This window comes from Pseudomonas sp. BF-R-19, from assembly GCF_019956445.1.
Classification (GTDB): domain Bacteria; phylum Pseudomonadota; class Gammaproteobacteria; order Pseudomonadales; family Pseudomonadaceae; genus Aquipseudomonas; species Aquipseudomonas fluorescens_BH.
Window position 1 is genome coordinate 24939 of the sequence record NZ_JAHBDN010000035.1, and the last position, 17771, is coordinate 42709.

Sequence of the window (17771 nt, forward strand, 5' to 3'; positions counted from 1 at the left end):
CTTGCTCGCGAAGACGGTGTGTCAGCCAACAAATAAATTGCCTGACACACCGCTTTCGCGAGCAAGCCCGCTCCCACAGGAAATTCCGACACTGTGGTCACAGCGCCGAAATTAACTCAAATCGATGACATCTAGCTACAGGACAGCGAACGTGCCTTGTGCTTTTGCGACCAGTTTGTCGCCCTGCATCACATCGGCCTCGACCACCAATGTGCGGCGACCCGGGTGGATCACCCGCGCCGTGCACATCACCTCGCCGTCAGAGACGGCGCGGATGTAATTGATCTTGCACTCGATGGTCGCGCTCTGCTGGTCAAAGCCGTGGGTGCTGGAACAGGCCAGCCCCATGGCAATGTCCACCAGGCTGAACAGCGCCCCGCCGTGCAGCTTGCCGCCGCGATTGCGCAGCTCCGGTTCCAGCGCCAGGGCGACTTGCGCCACCCCGGTTTCCAGACTGTGCAAGCGGCAGCCCAGCAGCTTGAAAAACGCGCTTTCGGTCAGCCCGGCGGGAATGTCCATCAGCGTTTCTTCAACTGCTTGGCATTGGCGAACAGCGAAGCCATGGCGTTGTTGCTCGGTGCTGCCGCCGTGGTTTCCTTGCGCGGTGCGGTGTTCTGGGACTGGCGTGGCGCCGACCCCGGACGCGCGCCGCGAGCGCCGTCGATTTTCTCGCCCGGGGTGTCGCTCATGCGCATCGACAGGCCCACGCGTTTGCGCGGGATGTCGATTTCCATGACCTTCACTTTCACCACGTCACCGGCCTTCACCGCTTCCCGTGGATCCTTGATGAACTTCTCCGAAAGTGCGGAGATGTGCACCAAACCATCCTGATGCACGCCGATATCGACGAACGCGCCAAAGTTGGTCACGTTGGTCACCACGCCTTCGAGGATCATGCCCAGTTGCAGGTCCTTGAGGTCTTCGACACCTTCCTGGAACTCGGCGGTCTTGAACTCGGGGCGCGGGTCGCGCCCAGGCTTTTCAAGCTCCTGGAGGATGTCGGTCACGGTCGGCAGACCGAAGGTTTCATCGGTGTACTTCTTCGGATCGAGACGCTTGAGGAACGTGGCATCGCCAATCAGCGAGCGGATGTCACGGTCGGTTTCGGCGGCGATGCGCTGAACCAGCGGATAGGCTTCCGGGTGAACCGCCGACGAATCCAACGGGTTTTCCCCGTTCATGACGCGCAGGAATCCGGCGGCCTGTTCGAAGGTTTTCTCGCCCAGCCGCGCGACTTTCTTCAGCGCGGCGCGGGTCTTGAACGCGCCGTGCTCGTCGCGGTGGTTGACGATGTTCTGCGCCAGGGTCGCGTTGAGGCCGGAGATCCGTGCCAGCAGCGCCACGGAAGCCGTGTTCACGTCGACGCCGACGGCGTTCACGCAGTCCTCGACCACTGCATCCAGGCCACGGGCCAGTTTCAGCTGAGACACGTCGTGCTGGTACTGGCCGACGCCGATGGATTTCGGATCGATCTTCACCAGCTCAGCCAGCGGGTCTTGCAGGCGACGGGCAATCGACACCGCGCCACGGATCGACACGTCGAGGTCCGGGAATTCCTTGGAAGCCAGCTCCGACGCCGAGTAAACCGATGCACCGGCCTCGGAAACCATGACCTTGGTCATCTTCATGGCCGGGTATTTTTTGATCAGTTCAGCGGCCAGCTTGTCGGTCTCGCGGCTGGCGGTACCGTTGCCGATGGCGATCAGGTCCACCGAGTGCTTGGCGCACAGGGCGGCGAGCACGGCGAGGGTCTGGTCCCACTTGTTGTGCGGCACGTGCGGGTAAACCGTGGCGTGATCCAACAGCTTGCCGGTGGAGTCGACCACGGCGACCTTGCAACCGGTGCGCAGGCCCGGGTCGAGGCCCAGAGTGGCGCGCGGGCCGGCCGGGGCCGACAGCAGCAGGTCGTGCAGGTTGTGGGCGAACACGTTGATCGCTTCGGTTTCCGCGCCATCGCGCAGCTCGCCCAGTAGATCAGTTTCCAGATGGGTGTAGAGCTTGACCTTCCAGGTCCAGCGCACCACTTCGCCCAGCCATTTGTCGGCGGCGCGGTTCTGGTTCTGGATGCCGAATTGCTGGCCGATCATGCCTTCGCACGGGTGCATGGTGCCCGGCAGTTCGTCGCCGACTTTCAGCGCGGAGCTGAGGATGCCTTCGTTACGGCCACGGAAAATTGCCAGCGCGCGGTGCGACGGCATGCTTTTGAGCGGTTCGTCGTGTTCGAAGTAATCGCGGAACTTGGCGCCTTCCTCCTCCTTGCCGGCGATCACGCGGGCACTGAGGGTGGCTTCCTGCTTGAGGTAGTTGCGCAGCTTGTCCAGCAGGCCGGCGTCTTCAGCGAAGCGTTCCATCAGGATGTACTTGGCGCCTTCGAGGGCAGCCTTCACATCGGCCACGCCTTTTTCCGCGTCGATGAAGCGTGCGGCTTCGGTTTCCGGGCTCAGGGACGGGTCGTTGAACAGGCCGTCGGCCAGCTCGCCGAGGCCGGCTTCCAGGGCGATCTGGCCCTTGGTGCGGCGCTTCTGCTTGTACGGCAGGTACAAGTCTTCGAGACGGGTCTTGGTGTCGGCGAGCTTGATGTCGCGTTCCAGTTGCGGGGTCAGCTTGCCCTGCTCCTGGATGCTGGCGAGGATGCTGATACGCCGTTCGTCGAGTTCTCGCAGGTAGCGCAGGCGCTCTTCCAGATGACGCAATTGCGTATCGTCGAGGCTGCCGGTCACTTCTTTCCGGTAACGGGCGATGAAGGGAACGGTAGAGCCTTCATCGAGTAGCGCGACGGCCGCTTCGACCTGTTGTGGGCGTACACCGAGTTCCTCGGCGATGCGGCTGTTGATGCTGTCCATAAAACCACCTGACAAATTGTGAAAGCAGGCTCGCAGGCGCAGGGATAGGGCCTCGGCGAGTCTGGTTGAGCGGCCTGGCCTGCGCCGCTACCTGGATCAAAAGGTATCCCGTTGACCCGTGAAATCGAACAATTACTGCCGACGCCATGAAAAAAATGGTGTCCGTCTGTAGTACCTGTCTGATGTTGCCTGACACAAAAGGCCGCGCATTATAACCAGCGTTCCGGCATTCGGGGACATTGCGGGTTGCCGGTGCAATGGGCGGTTTTCTGGCACTAAAGGAAAAATCTGCTAACAATGCACACGGTGCGTATAACGGCAGCTACGCCATAATGCGCGCCGAGATCAAAGGAGCATCCAATGAGCAGCACTGCACAAACTGCTGAAGGCGAAAAAATTCTTATCGTTGACGACGATCCGGGGCTCAGCAGCCTGCTGGAGCGTTTTTTCGTCAGCAAGGGCTACCGCGCCCGCGCCGTACCGAACACCGAGCAAATGGATCGCCTGCTGGCGCGCGAAGTGTTCAACCTGGTCGTCCTCGACCTGATGTTGCCCGGCGAAGACGGCCTGACTGCCTGCCGCCGCCTGCGCAACGCGAACAACCAGATTCCGATCATCATGCTCACCGCCAAGGGCGATGAGCTGAGCCGCATCAAGGGCCTGGAGCTGGGCGCCGACGATTACCTGGCCAAGCCGTTCAACCCCGATGAGCTGATGGCTCGCGTCAAAGCGGTCTTGCGTCGCCAGTCGGCTCCGGTGCCGGGCGCGCCAGGCAGCGAAGACGAAAGCGTGACCTTCGGTGACTACGAGTTGTCCCTGGCTACCCGCGAGCTCAAGCGCGGCGAAGAAGTGCACATGCTCACCACCGGTGAGTTCGCTGTACTCAAGGCCCTGGTGATGAACGCGCGTCAACCGCTGACCCGCGATAAACTGATGAACCTGGCCCGTGGCCGCGAGTGGGATGCCCTGGAGCGTTCCATCGATGTGCAGATTTCCCGTCTGCGCCGGATGATCGAACCCGATCCGTCCAAACCGCGTTACATCCAGACTGTCTGGGGCGTGGGTTACGTGTTTGTTCCGGATGGTACCGCCACCAAGTGATTGGCGATTTGTAGGAGCGGGTCATGCGGACGGCGGGTCAATCGATCCTGTTCGCAGACTCGCGATCCGCAATATGCGAGCATCGCTCGCTCCTGCAAGTGTTTAACGGTTATCCATGAAAACCCCCGTTTGGTTTCCCCAGAGCTTCTTCTCCCGCACCCTTTGGCTGGTGCTCATCGTCGTACTCTTCTCCAAGGCGCTGACCCTGGTTTATCTGCTGATGAACGAAGACGTTCTGGTGGACCGCCAGTACAGCCACGGCGTCGCCCTGACGCTGCGCGCCTATTGGGCTGCCGATGAAGAAAACCGCGGCAAGATCGCCGAGGCCGCGACCCTGATCCGGGTGGTGGGTGCTGGTGTGCCGGAAGGCGAACAACACTGGCCTTACAGCGAGATCTACCAGCGGCAGATGCAGTCGGAGCTGGGTGCCGACACTGAAGTCCGGTTACGCATGCATTCGCCACCGGCGCTGTGGGTTCGGGCACCGAGCCTGGGCGATGGCTGGCTGAAGGTACCGCTTTATCCCCATCCGTTGCGCGGTCAGAAAATCTGGAACGTGCTGGGCTGGTTCCTCGCTATTGGCCTGCTGTCCACCGCTTCGGCCTGGATCTTCGTCAGCCAGCTCAATCAACCTTTGAAGCGTCTGGTGTATGCCGCGCGGCAACTTGGCCAGGGCCGCAGCGTGCGCCTGCCAATCAGCGATACGCCGAGTGAGATGACCGAGGTTTACCGCGCCTTCAACCAGATGGCCGAAGACGTCGAACAGGCCGGTCGCGAGCGTGAACTGATGCTGGCCGGGGTTTCCCATGATTTGCGTACGCCGTTGACACGCTTGCGCCTGTCCCTGGAACTGATGGGCGATCACACCGACCTGACTGACGACATGGTGCGTGACATCGAAGACATGGACGCGATTCTCGATCAGTTCCTGGCGTTCATTCGCGACGGGCGTGACGAGTCGGTGGAAGAGGTCGACCTGAGTGACCTGGTCCGTGAGGTCGCCGCGCCCTATAACCAGAATGAAGAGAGAGTGCGACTGCGCCTGGAGCCTATCCAGCCGTTCCCGTTGCGTCGTGTGTCGATGAAACGACTGCTGAACAACCTGATCGGCAATGCGTTGCATCATGCCGGTAGTGGTGTGGAGGTGGCGGCGTATGTATCCGGGGACACCAGCGCACCGTATGTGGTGCTGAGCGTCATGGACCGTGGTGCCGGGATCGATCCATCGGAGCTGGAGGCGATCTTCAACCCGTTCACCCGCGGTGATCGTGCCCGGGGTGGCAAGGGCACCGGGTTGGGATTGGCAATCGTGAAGCGGATTGCTTCGATGCATGGTGGCAACGTTGAGTTGCGTAACCGCTCGGGCGGTGGGCTGGAAGCGCGGGTAAGGTTGCCGTTGGGGTTGATGCTGCCGCGGGATGCCGTTTAAGGCCGTAGTTCTTCGGTGAGGCTAATGGCCTCTTCGCGAGCAAGCCCGCTCCCACAATGATCGTGTTGAACACAAATTTTATGTCCACTGAAGATCACTGTGGGAGCGGGCTTGCTCGCGAAGGCGGCATCCCTGCCGCCACAAGGCTCGAGGATTAACCCTTCCCTTTGGTCCGAGTCATATTCGGCCCACCATTCTTCTCCAGATGCTCAATGATGATCCCCGCGACATTCTTCCCGGTGGTGGTCTCAATCCCCTCAAGTCCCGGCGACGAGTTCACTTCCATCACCAGCGGCCCGTGATTGGAGCGCAGGATGTCGACACCTGCCACCGCCAGCCCCATGACCTTCGCCGCACGCAACGCCGTCATGCGTTCTTCCGGCGTGATCTTGATCAGGCTCGCGCTGCCGCCTCGATGCAGGTTGGAGCGAAACTCGCCGGGCTTGGCCTGGCGCTTCATCGCTGCAATCACCTTGTCACCGACGACGAAGCAGCGAATGTCCGCACCACCGGCTTCCTTGATGTACTCCTGAACCATGATGTTCTGCTTGAGGCCCATGAACGCCTCGATCACCGATTCTGCGGCCGTGGCGGTTTCGCACAGCACCACGCCGATGCCTTGGGTGCCTTCCAGCACCTTGATCACCAACGGCGCGCCGTTGACCATTTCGATCAGGTCGGGAATGTCATCGGGGGAGTGGGCAAACCCGGTCACCGGCAAACCGATCCCGCGACGGGACAACAACTGCAGCGAACGCAGCTTGTCCCGCGAACGGGCGATGGCCACCGATTCGTTGAGCGGAAATACCCCCATCATTTCGAACTGGCGCAGCACTGCACAGCCATAAAAGGTCACGGATGCGCCGATCCGTGGAATCACCGCATCGAAGCCTTCCAGCGGTTTGCCGCGGTAGTGGATCTGCGGCTTGTGGCTGGCGATGTTCATGTAGGCGCGCAAGGTGTCGACCACCACCATTTCATGGCCACGCTCGGTACCGGCTTCGACCAGACGACGGGTGGAATACAGACGCGGATTCCGCGACAGCACAGCGATCTTCATGCAACACCTGTGGAGGAGGTAGATACCGGGAACACCGGCTTGTCTTGTACATACTTGATGCCCGGATTGACCACCAACTGGCCGTGGATCAGGGCTTTGGAGCCGAGCAGCAGGCGATAACGCATGGACTTGCGGCAGGCGAGCGTGAACTCGACCCGCCAGACCCGATCACCAAGGGCCAGGGTGGTGCTGATCACGTATCGCACCTGCGCGTGACCGTTTGAGCTTTTAATGGTTTTCCTCGTCACCAGCGGTGCTTCGCAGCGCCGGTGACGCAACTGAACCACTGTGCCCAGGTGCGCCGTGAAGCGCACCCACTGCTCACCGTCCCGGTCAAATGTCTCGATGTCGGTGGCATGCAGGCTGGAAGTGCTGGCGCCGGTGTCGATTTTTGCCCGAAGGCCGGCGACTCCCAAATCAGGGAGCGCCACCCACTCGCGCAGACCGACAACGGTCAAATGGTCAAATGTCTTCAAAATTGCTCAACCGGTAGAAACCGCAGTGGCCGCAGGCGGCCAAATTCGCGGTATTCACGCAGAATAATGGTTAAAAGGCGACAGATATCTACAGCCCGGATTTCCAGTCTCGCAAGGAGGTTATGGAATGTCAGCATTGTAGTCCGGGACGGAGTAATTCTTGGTACGACAGAAACGGTAGTACAGTTCACCAATATTTCAGAATGAGGAAATTCCATGGCACAAAAAAACGAAGAGGACGACAAAGTCCGCCTCGATAAATGGTTATGGGCTGCACGATTCTACAAAACCCGCGCCTTGGCCAAGGCGGCGATTGAAAGCGGCAAGGTGCATTGCCGGGGCGAACGTTGCAAGCCGGGTAAAGAGCCACGCATCGGTGACGAGTTTGTGATTCGCACCGGTTTCGAGGAGCGCACGGTGGTGGTCCAGGCGTTGTCGATCGTTCGCCGCGGCGCGCCGCAAGCGCAGACCTTGTATGCCGAAACCCTGGCCAGCATCGCCAAACGCGAAGAGGCCGCAGCGCAAAGAAAAGCCGGAGCCCTGGGCGTGAGCACCGACGGTAAGCCGAGCAAGAAACAGCGGCGGGATTTGTTCAAGTTTCGTGGCAGCAGTAACGACGACTAATTCAGATATTTCTCGGGCGATTGCCAGGCCGCTATCGCGTGCAAGCCCGTTCCCACAAGGGTTTGTGCCACTCCTGTGGGAGCGTGGCTTGCCCGCGATCGAGTGCAAAGCACTCGCCAGCTTTCACCGCGTATAAGGCCAAGACTTGCAATTGACCCGGTGCGCATCCATATCGGTGCTTCGCCAGCAGTGCATCGCATGGACGATATCGCCGCTCGTCGAAAATCACACACAGTCTCTGACCTGTAGGCCATAACCACATTGCCGGCAGTGCAGGGCGGGAAACGACCCAAAACCCATCAGCGCTTGTTCCACCTTGCTTGGATCAGGCCCGGATTGTTCATAAAATGCCTTTCATGGCTGAATGTTGCGCACCCGAGGGGTGGCGCAGGGTAAATTTCATGTTTCCTGTAACCTTTTTCACTAATTCAGATACCCAGACCTATGACCGATCACGCGGATAACGACTTCACCCAACGCTTCATCTTCGATGACAGCGACACCCGTGGCGAACTGGTCTCGTTGGAGCTCAGCTACGCCGAAGTCCTGGCCAAACACGCCTACCCGCAGCCGGTCGCGCAATTGCTCGGCGAGCTGATGGCGGCCGCATCATTGCTGGTCGGCACGTTGAAGTTCGATGGCTTGCTGATTCTGCAGGCACGCTCCGAAGGCCCGATCCCGCTGCTGATGATCGAGTGCTCCAGCGAGCGCGAGATACGGGGCCTGGCCCGTTACGAGGCGGACCGGATTGCCCCCGACGCTACCCTGGCTGACTTGATGCCGGATGGCTCGCTGACGTTGACCGTCGACCCGAAACGGGGCCAGCGCTACCAGGGCGTCGTCGACCTGGATGGCGAAACGTTGTCCGACTGCTTCACCAACTACTTCGTCATGTCCCAGCAGATTGGCACCCGCATCAAGCTCTGCGCCGATGGTCGTCGCGCCCGTGGCCTGTTGCTGCAACAACTGCCTGCGGACCGTTTGAAAGACGAAGACGAGCGTGCCGCCAGCTGGCAGCACATCACCACGCTGGGCGGTACGCTGACCGCCGATGAGTTGTTGAGCCTGGACAACGAAACCGTGCTGCATCGCCTGTACCACGACGAGCAGGTGCGTCTGTTCGATGTGCAGAAGCTGCGCTTCCGTTGCAGCTGCTCGCGCGAACGTTCGGCCAATGCGCTGGTCAGTCTGGGTATGGAAGACGCGCAGCAATTGGTGGTCGAACACGGTGGCAACATCGAAATCGATTGCCAGTTCTGCAACCAGCGCTACCTGTTTGACGCCGCCGATGTCACTCAATTGTTCGCCGGCGCGGGTATCGAGACGCCGTCAGATACTCGTCACTAAAACGGTTCAGCGCAGGTAAATTCACTGGCTGCCGCCGGATTAATGCCGTTACGACAGGAGGGGTCTACTCTTTTTGGGCTTTTCTGGCATAATCCGGCCCACTTTTTTCGCGGTAGTAGTGCACGACTTTCTACTACAAAAACGTTTGGAGCACTCGGCCACTGGCCGACGGGGAACCTCATGACGCAAGCCAACAATGCCGTGTACACCGATCTGAGTGTTGATGATCTGGTTAAAGAAGCCCTCAACCGCGGTGAAGGCGAGCTTGCCGATACCGGCGCACTGGTTGTTCGTACCGGTCACCGTACCGGCCGTTCGCCAGTCGATCGTTTCATCGTTGAAGAGCCAAACACCCAGGCCGCCATCGCCTGGGGCCCGATCAACCGCAAGTTCCCGGCCGACAAGTTCGACGCCCTGTGGGCTCGCGTTGAGGCATTCAACAACGCGCAAGAGCATTTCGTTTCCCACGTGCATGTAGGTGCGGCTTCCGAGCACTATCTGGCCGTGAAGATGACCACCCAGACTGCCTGGCAGAACCTGTTCGGCCGTTGCCTGTTCATCAACCCGGCTCAGTACAACCCGGCGGGTCGTGACGAGTGGCAGGTCCTCAACGTTGCCAACTTCGAGTGCGTGCCAGAGCGTGACGGCACCAACTCCGACGGCTGCGTGATCCTCAACTTCGCACAGAAGAAAGTGCTGATCGCTGGCATGCGTTACGCCGGTGAAATGAAGAAAGCCATGTTCTCGGTGCAGAACTTCCTGCTGCCGGCCGCCGACGTACTGCCAATGCACTGCGCCGCCAACATCGGCGAAGAAGGCGACGTGACCCTGTTCTTCGGTCTGTCCGGCACTGGTAAAACCACCCTGTCGGCCGACGAAAGCCGTTACCTGATCGGTGACGACGAGCACGGCTGGGGCGAAGGCGTTGTGTTCAACATCGAAGGCGGTTGCTATGCCAAGTGCATCGACCTGTCCGAGAAGAACGAGCCGGTTATCTGGAAAGCCATCAAGCACGGCGCGGTATTGGAAAACGTCGTTATCGACGACGCCAAGCACGCCGACTACGCCGATGTCAGCCTGACCCAGAACAGCCGCGCCGCCTACCCGCTGGAGCACGTTGCCAAGCGCTCCGAGAAGAACCTCGGTGGCGAGCCAAACGCTGTGATCTTCCTGACCTGCGACCTGACCGGCGTACTGCCGCCAGTGTCGATCCTCAACGAAGAACAAGCGGCCTACCACTTCCTGTCCGGTTACACCGCTCTGGTCGGTTCGACCGAAATGGGTTCGGGCAGCGGCATCAAGTCGACCTTCTCCACCTGCTTCGGCGCACCGTTCTTCCCGCGTCCGGCCGGCGAATACGCTGAACTGCTGATCAAGCGCATCCGCGGCTTCGGCTCCAAGGTCTACCTGGTCAACACCGGCTGGACCGGCGGTGGCTACGGCGTCGGCAAGCGCTTCAACATCCCGACCACCCGTGCCGTGATCGCAGCGATCCAGAGCGGCGCGCTGATCGGTGCCGAGACCGAACACCTGGACACCATCAACCTCGACGTGCCAGTGGCCGTACCGGGCGTTGAGACTGGCCTGCTGAACCCACGCAACACCTGGGCCGACAAGCCATCCTACGACGAAGCCGCCAAAGCACTGGCCGGCCTGTTCATCGAGAACTTCAAGAAGTTCGAAGTGAGCGACGCGATCAAGGCTGCGGGTCCAAAGCTGTAAGTGTTGGATTGAGCTAACGAAGAAGCCGCCCCTCGGGGCGGCTTTTTTGTGCGCAAAATTCAGTTTTTCTCGGGCAAGTCAGAATGCGTCGGGCCGTTACAGGCCCTCGAGCTCATCCGTGTCCCAGCGTTGGGCCTTGATGGCCCGGTAGAGCATGCCGATGGTCAAAGGCACCTTCTCGCCGCGACCCTTGGCTTTTCGCTTTAGATTCACGTCAAAGCCGTCGGGCTGGAAATAGCGATAGCTGTCGAAATCCACGAAATCGATGGCGAAGTGGTCTTCCAGGGTTTCGATCAAATGCCGGGCGTCTGCACCGTTGCAACCAAGATCGAAGTTGATCGAGGTGGTGAGGCTGATGGTTTTGCGTTCGGGGAAGCCGAGTTCTTCATGCAGCAGTTGCATGAGTTGCTGCATCAAGTGGTCGTCGGGGAGGTTGGAGGCGAGGTTCATTGGGGGAGATCCGTTTGGTCCTTAACGGATCTTATTGGTCGTCGGACTTGAGAGGAAGGGCCGGCTGAGTTGATTGCTTCTGGCTCAGCGTTTTCAGTTTGCACGGAGGGCCGACGTTCACCCCGTAGGATCTCGTTCATTTGTTGCACGCTTTCCATTAGCTCATCAAAAAAACTGCTCATGGTTTCCTTCTGTATCCGATGAGGGCATTGAGTGGTTTGTTGCCATCGGAGCAATTCTTGTTTCTTGATCGCTCCTGCGCAGTGCGTGGGAGCGATCTCCATTAAAGATCAGACCGGCGCTTTCCAGTTCAGCATGCGTTGCTGGGCAACCTTGAGCAGGTCGCAGCCGTCCTGGGTCAGCAGGTAGAGCGCATGGGTGATGTGCGGGATGTCTTGGAGGTCGCCGTGTTTGAAGCATTGGCAGTGCAGGGTTTGCAGCAGGTCGCTGGAGGCCCGGATGCGCTGGAGGGCGGCTTCGAGGATGTCTTGCGGGTTGGCCTCTGTGTCGATGATCAGGGCCGGGGTGTCGGTGAGGTTGGTGTGAAGTGGGCGGTAGCGCTTTGGAAACGGATTCAGAGTTGACATGGCATGTACTCGGTTTGTTGTTAATTAACCGCCAGCACCGTGACCAAACGATGGGAGGCGGACTGTGCGCAGGCTTGGTCAACCGAGAACAACAACTCGGCTCGCCCGAAGGCGTCCCGCACACAGTCGCCATGACAATGCACTGCGAGGACATAGATGTCCGCGGCGCGAATGATGGCACAACTATGTGCGTTGTTCTCAGGTGACCAAACCTGATCGCTGATTTGGCAGCGACAATCCGGACTATATGTTCGAGCCACTGGCTGGCGATAGCCGACAAGTTGCCTTGTTTTGTAGGACCTTGCTGAAGCTTCCATAGGTCGTTGCTGACGGAGTTATCCACAGCGAAATTTCCAGCATTTGCATGTCCTCAGAAGGACCGCGTTATCGTTCTTCGCGAGCAGGCTCGCTCCCACAGGCGGTTGTGGTGTTTTTCAGCCGGTGAGTTTCGGCAAACGCTGCCGGGCGATGTCGAGCAGGTCATTGCCGTCCTGGGTCAGCAGGTACAGGGCGCTGACGATCTTGGGGATGTCGCTGGCATTGGCCTGTTTGAAGCACATGCAATAGAGGGTTTCGAGCAGGTCGCTGGCGGCGTGGATGCGTTGTCGGGCGGCGTCGAGGATCTCGAAGGGGTCGGCCTCGGTATCGATGACCAGCACCGGGGTTTCGCTGTAGCGGGTCTTGAGTGGGTGGTAGCGGGTTGTCAGTGAGTCGGGGTTTTTCATTGAGTGGGTCCTGTGCGAAATCGGCAAGTGTTCCCGGCAGGCCGAGACACTGTTTTCAGCCGCGCTGGAAACTATAGGAGGGTATGGCGTTACGGGACAAGACGGCTGAGATCGACAGGCTTTGTAAGGGTTTTGTCATATTTTGAGGAAGGGGACTACACGTTGGTGCTGGGTTTTCAACGTGGAATGGCGAGAGGTAAAAATGCTTACAGCGTTTTCAGCCGCTTCGCAGTAAATCTCGGTAGAGGGGGCCTCGGACATTGTCGGGTATTTCGAATTTTGCGGTGGGTGTGCTGGCCTCTTCGCGAGCAGGCTCGCTCCCACACTGATCTATGTTTGAGCATCAGAACCCTGTGCGCTGAAGATCAAATGTGGGAGCGAGCCTGCTCGCGAAAGCGATCTGCCAGTTACCCGATTCCTAAAGCCCTTTGAATCATCCGCTGTATCATCCCCTATCGTTTTTGCCCCCGACCTTTTCTCGACTCGCTGCGATCGCCGGCCAGGCTTTTGACTCCGCAGCGGTTAACGGAGTGACAGCTTATGCACAACACCCTGGAGCAGGTTTTCGGTTATCCACAATTTCGACCCGGTCAGGAGGCGGCCGTCAGTGCCGTGCTGGCGGGGCGCTCGGCGGCGGCGATTTTCCCCACCGGTTCCGGCAAATCCCTTTGCTACCAATTGCCGGCGCTGTTGCTGCCGCACCTGACGCTGGTGGTCTCACCGCTGCTGGCGTTGATGCAGGATCAGCTGGCGTTTTTGCAACGCCACGGCATCTCGGCGGGCAGTATCGATTCGGCGCAGAGTCGCGATGACGCCAGTGACGTCATGGCCCGGGCAAAATCCGGCGAACTGAAGATTCTGATGATCTCCGTGGAGCGCCTGAAGAACGAGCGCTTCCGGCATTTTTTGCAGCAAGTACCGATCTCGTTGCTGGTGGTGGACGAGGCGCACTGCATTTCCGAATGGGGGCATAACTTTCGCCCGGACTACCTCAAGCTTCCCGACTATCAACGCCAGTTCAACATCCCGCAGGTGTTGCTGCTGACCGCAACGGCGACGCCCAAGGTCATCGCCGACATGCAGGCGAAATTCGCCATCGCCGCCGACGATGTGGTGACCACCGGTTTCTATCGCCCGAACCTCAATTTGCTGGTGGAGCCGGTTCGCGGAGCGGACAAGCGCAGGCGCCTGGTCGAGTGGATGAGCCAGCGTCCGGACCAGCCGAGCATCGTCTATGTGACCTTGCAGAAAACCGCCGAGCACATCGCCGAACACCTGAACCGCAACGGCATTCAGGCCGAGGCTTATCACGCCGGGTTGCCCCATGAGCAACGGGAAGCGATCCAGCGTCGCTTCATGGGCGGGCAGTCCAATTGCATCGTCGCCACCATCGCTTTCGGCATGGGCATCGATAAGAGTGACATCCGCAACGTGGTGCATTTCGACCTGCCCAAATCCATCGAGAACTACAGCCAGGAAATCGGCCGCGCCGGACGTGACGGGCAGCCGTCGGACTGCCTGGTGTTGGCCAACCGCGACAGCCTCAACGTGCTGGAGAATTTCGTCTACGGCGACACGCCCGAGCTGGATGGCATCCGTTGCGTGCTTGATGAGATGCAAGCCGCGGCAACTGAAGGGCAGTGGGAGTTTCTGCTGGGGCCATTGGCCGATCAGAGCAATATTCGCCAGTTGCCGCTCAAGACTTTGCTGGTGCAACTCGAATTGCGCGGGCTGATCGCCCCGCGCTACGCGTACTACGCCGAGTACCGTTTCAAGTATGTGCAGGAACCCGAGGCGCTATTGGCGCGTTTCGAAGGCGAGCGTAGGGACTTTGTCGCTGCGATCATCCAGACCTCCAGCCGTGCGCGGACCTGGGCCACGGTGAATTTCGAGGCGTTGTACGAGCAGCATCAGGCCGAGCGCAGTCGGGTGGTCAAGGCGCTGGATTACTTCCAGGAGAAGGGTTGGGTGGAGCTCGAAAGCAAGCAGATGACCGAGGTCTACAGCGTGCTGCAAAGCGGGTTCGACAACGTCGCGTTGAGCGAGGAACTGCACGGCTGTTTCACTCGGCATGAGCGCACCGAGGTCGCGCGGATTCACGCGATGCTGGACCTGTTCGCCACCGACCGCTGCCTGGGTTATCGCCTGGCCGAGTATTTCGGTGACCACAATGCCCCGCAGCAATGCGGGCATTGTTCGGTGTGTCATGGGCAAGTGGCGCGGCTACCGGCACCCCCGGAGTTGCCGGCGCTTGTGGATAAGAATTTCGAGGCGCTGTGTGGCGGTTTTATCCACAGGCACGAGCAGCATACGGGCAACTTGCCTTCGGCCGAACGCGTGACACGGTTTCTGTGCGGGATCAGCGTGCCGTTGTTCACCAAGCTCAAGGCTCGGTCGATTCCCGGGTTTGCGGCGCTGGAAGATTATCCGTATGCCGGGGTGCGGGAGTGGGCCGAGCAACATCTACTCGGTTGAAACACGGTCAGTGTGGGGGCGGGCTTGCTCCGGGTGGCGATCCGACGAAAGCGGAGGGTCAGTCACCATCACTGCAAATAGATGGATCGCCTTCGCGAGCAAGCCCGCTCCCACAGGGATTTGCGGTGTACTCAAAGGGCTACATCCATCCGCTGAATGTTGCTCATCACAGGAATAAATTTCAAAAAAACCCGGTGGCTGACTATGGTGGTGGCTGTCTTCGGATCGCCAACAAGAGAACAAAACATGAGCCAGACACCGTCGAATATTCAGCGCGCCGCCGTCATCGGCGCGGGCACCATGGGCCGTGGCATTGTCATGTGCCTGGCCAACGCCGGAGTGGCCGTGCAGTGGGTCGACAACAATCCGCAAATGCTGGAGCAAGCGCTGGCCACCGTGGCGGACACCTACGCCCACAACGTGCGCCAGGGCCGCATTGATCAGAGCGAAGCCGATGCCCGTGCCGCGCGCGTTATGGCGGCAGATAGTTACACGGCCATCCGCGATGTCGACCTGGTCATCGAAGCGGTGTACGAAAATCTTGAGCTCAAGCAGAAAATCTTCCGCGAGCTCGATGACCTGCTCAAACCCGAAGCCATTCTGGCCAGCAATACCTCGGCGCTGGACATCGACGCCATTGCTGCGGTCACACGCCGGCCGCAACAAGTGCTGGGCCTGCACTTCTTCAGCCCGGCGCACATCATGAAGCTGCTGGAAATCGTCCGTGGTGCACAGACGGCGCCGGCGGTGCTCGACGCGGCACTGGCGCTCGGCCAGCGCATGGGCAAGGTCAGCGTGGTGTCGGGCAATTGCGACGGTTTCATCGGCAACCGCATGCTCAATACCTATGTGCTCGAAGCGCGAAAAATGCTGCTGGAAGGCGCTTATCCCTACCAGGTTGACGCAGCGCTGCAGGGCTTCGGTTTCGCCATGGGGCCGTTCCGCATGTTCGATGTGGTGGGCGTCGACCTGCAATGGCGCGCGCGCCAGTTATCCGGCATTGGACAGGATGCGCCGCAAGTTCAGGTGGATAACCGTTTGTGTGAGCAGGGACGTTTCGGCCAGAAGAGTGGCAACGGCTTTTACCACTATGAACCGGGTAGTCGTCAGGCCGAACATGACCCACTGGTGGATGCGCTGGTGCTGGAGGTCAGCGAAGGGCTAGGGTTCCATCGCCGCGAGATTGGCCCAGAAGAGATTCTCGAGCGCTGCTTGCTGGCACTGGTCAACGAAGGCGCGAAGATCCTGCAGGAAGGCATCGCCGGGTCGGCTCACGATATTGATCTGGTCTACCTCAACGGTTACGGTTTCCCGGCGGACAAGGGCGGCCCGATGGCGTGGGCGGATCAGCAAGGGTTGGCGGACATTCACCGGCGCTTGATGGACCTTGAGACGCGTCAGGGCGATCACTGGCAACCGGCGCGGTTGATTGGCGAGTTGGCGGCGGCTGGCAAGGGCTTTGCTGACAAGTGATTGATGCGGCGCCTGTGAGGGCGCCTTCGCGAGCAAGCCCGCTCCCACATTTGATCTTCGGTGAACACAGATTTTGTGTACGACCGATATCCAATGTGGGAGCGGGCTTGCTCGCGAAGAACGATAACGCGGTTTTCGCCTTAGACTTGGCGAACCAACTCCAGGAATCAACGCCAATGCCCCAACGCACCGACTACCCCCACTTCCAGCCCATCACCACCCGCTGGCACGACAACGACACCTACGGTCACGTCAACAACGTTACCTACTACAGCTTCTTCGATACGGCCGTGAACACTTACCTGATCGAAGTCGGCGGCCTGGATATCCATGATGGTGAGGTGGTGGGGTTCGTGGTGAGCTCGGCCTGTGATTACTTTGCTTCCATTGCCTTCCCGGACCGCATCGAGATCGGTCTGCGTGTGGGCAAGTTGGGCAACAGTTCGGTGCAATACGAACTGGCCGTGTTCAAGCAAGGGGAAGACGAGGCCTGTGCGGCGGGGCGCTTCGTGCATGTGTTTGTCGATCGTGTGTCGAATCAACCCGTGGCGATTCCAGCAGGGTTGCGCGGGGCGCTGGAGCGTCTGGTGGTTCACTAAGGCAAAAAAATCGCAGCCCTTGGGCTGCGATTTTTGTTGTACTTACCAGCGAGGCGCTCGAGGCCTTAGTCGCGGTAGTACTTGTGGTGCTTCTTGCGATGGCCATAGGCATGACCACGGCCCGGATGGCCGTCACGGTAGTAACGGCGATCACCATGGCCGCGATACGAACGACGATCATCGTCGTCATCATTATCGTACTCTTTGCCCATGTAGTTACCCAGCGCGCCACCGGCGCCGCCGCCTGCTGCGGCACCGATCAGGCTGCCGCTGGTGCCGCCCACGCTGCGGCCGACCACGTTACCGCCCGCGGCGCCCAACGCACCGCCAAGGGCTGCTTCGCCACGGCTGTGTTTGTTTGCACCGACGGCGCTACCACCCGCGCCACCCAGGGCCGCGCCGATGGTGGAACCTGTATTGCCGCCTAACGACTGACCGACGACCGAGCCTAAAACCCCGCCCAATGCGCCGCCTACACCGGCTTCGGTGGTGCCGCCAGCAGACGCGATACCGCTGACCAGGCCAAGGGACAACAAGAGAATCGAGGAGAACTTCATGGAGGAACCTCAAGGGGATGACGGCGCGATCCTGAGGCTCTGGAATGGGCGTGACAATCGAAATCCGACGAATAACACGACCTGTATACAATATTGCAAGTTACTGTTTTTTGGGCGGAACTTAACGTTTTTTTGCCGGTCTTTTACTACTTCGCAAAGGCCGTTTTCATGAGGAAACGGCCTTTTTTGTGGGCGAAAGGAAAGTGCAGGGTCCGGAGTTTTTGGTGATTGGTCTGGCCCCATCGCGAGCAAGCTCGCTCCCACAGGGATTTCAGTCGAACGCAGATTATGTGAACAACAGAA

Annotated in this window: 16 protein-coding genes; 8 read left to right on the forward strand and 8 right to left on the reverse strand. The window is 59.7% G+C overall.

The window, feature by feature from the left end:
* Nucleotides 1–135 precede the first annotated feature (135 nt).
* Nucleotides 136–519 carry a PaaI family thioesterase gene (locus tag KGB28_RS05290; protein WP_007972875.1) on the reverse strand — a complete coding sequence of 128 codons (384 nt, stop codon included), beginning with the start codon at nucleotides 517–519 and terminating at the stop codon, nucleotides 136–138.
* Nucleotides 519–2843 carry a Tex family protein gene (locus KGB28_RS05295; RefSeq protein ID WP_223443097.1) on the reverse strand — a complete coding sequence of 775 codons (2325 nt, stop codon included), beginning with the start codon at nucleotides 2841–2843 and terminating at the stop codon, nucleotides 519–521. The genes KGB28_RS05290 and KGB28_RS05295 overlap by 1 nt, the downstream gene beginning before the upstream one ends.
* Nucleotides 2844–3203: 360 nt before the next feature.
* Here KGB28_RS05295 and ompR point away from each other — a divergent pair, with 360 nt between their 5' ends.
* Both ompR and KGB28_RS05305 read left to right on the forward strand, forming a co-directional pair.
* Nucleotides 3204–3944: a two-component system response regulator OmpR gene (gene ompR / locus KGB28_RS05300; RefSeq protein ID WP_007972873.1), complete on the forward strand. Its 741-nt coding sequence runs from the start codon at nucleotides 3204–3206 to the stop codon at nucleotides 3942–3944.
* A gap of 115 nt (nucleotides 3945–4059) precedes the next feature.
* Nucleotides 4060–5373 carry an ATP-binding protein gene (locus KGB28_RS05305; protein ID WP_150726446.1) on the forward strand — a complete coding sequence of 438 codons (1314 nt, stop codon included), beginning with the start codon at nucleotides 4060–4062 and terminating at the stop codon, nucleotides 5371–5373.
* 154 nt (nucleotides 5374–5527) lie between these two features.
* Here the strand turns inward: KGB28_RS05305 and rimK are convergent, their stop codons facing one another.
* Both rimK and KGB28_RS05315 read right to left on the reverse strand, forming a co-directional pair.
* Nucleotides 5528–6433 (reverse strand): 30S ribosomal protein S6--L-glutamate ligase, encoded by a 906-nt coding sequence (gene rimK, locus KGB28_RS05310; RefSeq protein ID WP_007972871.1) that lies wholly within the window; start codon nucleotides 6431–6433, stop codon nucleotides 5528–5530.
* Nucleotides 6430–6891: an ATP-dependent zinc protease gene (locus KGB28_RS05315; RefSeq protein WP_191624865.1), complete on the reverse strand. Its 462-nt coding sequence runs from the start codon at nucleotides 6889–6891 to the stop codon at nucleotides 6430–6432. Before KGB28_RS05315 ends, rimK begins: the two co-directional genes overlap by 4 nt.
* 234 nt (nucleotides 6892–7125) lie before the next feature.
* On the opposite strand from KGB28_RS05315, the gene KGB28_RS05320 reads away from it, so the two are divergent.
* The 3 genes from KGB28_RS05320 to KGB28_RS05330 all read left to right on the forward strand — a co-directional run bounded on the left by KGB28_RS05320 (nucleotide 7126) and on the right by KGB28_RS05330 (nucleotide 10602).
* On the forward strand, nucleotides 7126–7533 hold the full coding sequence (locus KGB28_RS05320; RefSeq protein WP_223443099.1) for an RNA-binding S4 domain-containing protein: 408 nt from the start codon (nucleotides 7126–7128) through the stop codon (nucleotides 7531–7533).
* Between the two features lie 444 nt (nucleotides 7534–7977).
* Entirely contained in the window at nucleotides 7978–8880 is a 903-nt protein-coding gene (gene hslO, locus KGB28_RS05325) for an Hsp33 family molecular chaperone HslO (protein WP_150726443.1), read from the forward strand.
* Nucleotides 8881–9060: 180 nt separating this feature from the next.
* The gene (locus tag KGB28_RS05330; protein ID WP_223443102.1) at nucleotides 9061–10602 is read left to right on the forward strand and encodes a phosphoenolpyruvate carboxykinase; all 1542 of its coding nucleotides are present in this window, start codon (nucleotides 9061–9063) and stop codon (nucleotides 10600–10602) included.
* Between the two features lie 96 nt (nucleotides 10603–10698).
* On the opposite strand, the gene KGB28_RS05335 is transcribed toward KGB28_RS05330, so the two are convergent.
* The 3 genes from KGB28_RS05335 to KGB28_RS05345 all read right to left on the reverse strand — a co-directional run bounded on the left by KGB28_RS05335 (nucleotide 10699) and on the right by KGB28_RS05345 (nucleotide 12364).
* Entirely contained in the window at nucleotides 10699–11052 is a 354-nt protein-coding gene (locus tag KGB28_RS05335) for a DUF1493 family protein (protein WP_223443104.1), read from the reverse strand.
* Between the two features lie 290 nt (nucleotides 11053–11342).
* On the reverse strand, nucleotides 11343–11639 hold the full coding sequence (locus tag KGB28_RS05340) for a hypothetical protein (RefSeq protein ID WP_223443106.1): 297 nt from the start codon (nucleotides 11637–11639) through the stop codon (nucleotides 11343–11345).
* A 434-nt stretch (nucleotides 11640–12073) separates the two neighbouring features.
* Nucleotides 12074–12364 carry a hypothetical protein gene (locus tag KGB28_RS05345; protein WP_056726907.1) on the reverse strand — a complete coding sequence of 97 codons (291 nt, stop codon included), beginning with the start codon at nucleotides 12362–12364 and terminating at the stop codon, nucleotides 12074–12076.
* A gap of 540 nt (nucleotides 12365–12904) precedes the next feature.
* On the opposite strand from KGB28_RS05345, the gene KGB28_RS05350 reads away from it, so the two are divergent.
* The 3 genes from KGB28_RS05350 (at nucleotide 12905) to KGB28_RS05360 (ending at nucleotide 16911) form a co-directional block, all read left to right on the forward strand.
* Nucleotides 12905–14839, forward strand: a complete 1935-nt coding sequence (locus KGB28_RS05350; protein WP_223443109.1) for an ATP-dependent DNA helicase RecQ — start codon at nucleotides 12905–12907, stop codon at nucleotides 14837–14839.
* Between the two features lie 246 nt (nucleotides 14840–15085).
* Nucleotides 15086–16312, forward strand: a complete 1227-nt coding sequence (locus KGB28_RS05355; RefSeq protein WP_223443112.1) for a 3-hydroxyacyl-CoA dehydrogenase — start codon at nucleotides 15086–15088, stop codon at nucleotides 16310–16312.
* Nucleotides 16313–16488: 176 nt separating this feature from the next.
* Complete coding sequence (locus tag KGB28_RS05360) at nucleotides 16489–16911, forward strand: acyl-CoA thioesterase (protein ID WP_223443115.1); 423 nt, start codon at nucleotides 16489–16491, stop codon at nucleotides 16909–16911.
* Between the two features lie 65 nt (nucleotides 16912–16976).
* On the opposite strand, the gene KGB28_RS05365 is transcribed toward KGB28_RS05360, so the two are convergent.
* Nucleotides 16977–17468: a glycine zipper domain-containing protein gene (locus KGB28_RS05365; protein ID WP_223443117.1), complete on the reverse strand. Its 492-nt coding sequence runs from the start codon at nucleotides 17466–17468 to the stop codon at nucleotides 16977–16979.
* Nucleotides 17469–17771 lie beyond the last annotated feature (303 nt).